Origin of the sequence: Actinomyces sp. S6-Spd3, from assembly GCF_000758755.1 — a bacterium.
Lineage (GTDB): Bacteria > Actinomycetota > Actinomycetes > Actinomycetales > Actinomycetaceae > Pauljensenia.
This window is the reverse complement of sequence record NZ_JRMV01000074.1, coordinates 1-819: the sequence shown is the minus strand read 5'-3', so window position 1 is coordinate 819 and position 819 is coordinate 1. Positions and strand designations below refer to the sequence as shown.

Sequence of the window (819 nt, the reverse complement as noted above, 5' to 3'; positions counted from 1 at the left end):
GAGCATCTGACTACGGATCAGAAGGTTGGGGGTTCGAATCCCTTCGAGCGCGCCAAAGCACCCACTCGGTGAGACCCATCGGCTGGGTGCTTATCCAATTGTCCAGCGTATTAATCGGCACTGGCTTCGGGCAAGCAAAGGGGCGCCCGGCTGATGCCAAGCGCCCCTCTTAGTGGACAAACTCAAATGATGGTTTACGCAGCTACCTCAGCTTTGCGTGCGATCCGCCTATTGGTGTAATCCAACGCCCATGCGGCAAGCGCACCAACAACCGAAGCGCCCACGGTAATCATGAACACCTGCTGGTATCCAGCCGCGGGGTTACCCGCCTCGGTTGCGCGATCCACCAGGCCAGCCGTGGTGGGGTTGCCCCACAGGATCGAAGCGTAAGCGAGGAATGAGCCTACAGCCATTGCCGAGCCGTTGATCTCGTCCGGAAGGTTCAACTCGGCAATCGGGGCGAGGATAACTGCCTTACCCATGAAGACGCCGAACGCCATGATGAACAGCAGAACCATCGCAACCCAAATGTTGGTGGGTGGAAGCATGAAGATCGCGATCGAACCAATAGCCGTAACGGTTAGTGCCACGGCCATCATGCGAGTGGAGGACTTGAATACGTAATCCGCAAGAAGACCAGCTACCAGGCCTGCGAAAATGCCGACGAGGCCCGTGTTGAAAATGCCGAACGCGCCAGCCTGCGCATCCGTTGCCTTGAACACCAGGGAAAGGTACGGAGCGGAGGAGTAGATCAGGTTGACGTACGACCAGTAGACGCACAGTGCGGCAATGCCAGCAGCCCAAACGCGCGGACGAGCA

1 pseudogene is annotated in these 819 nt (G+C 58.1%); it reads right to left on the bottom strand.

Annotated features, from left to right (window positions below):
* Positions 1–194 precede the first annotated feature (194 nt).
* Positions 195–819 (bottom strand): annotated as a pseudogene (locus HMPREF1627_RS00465) (MFS transporter); the annotation flags it as partial.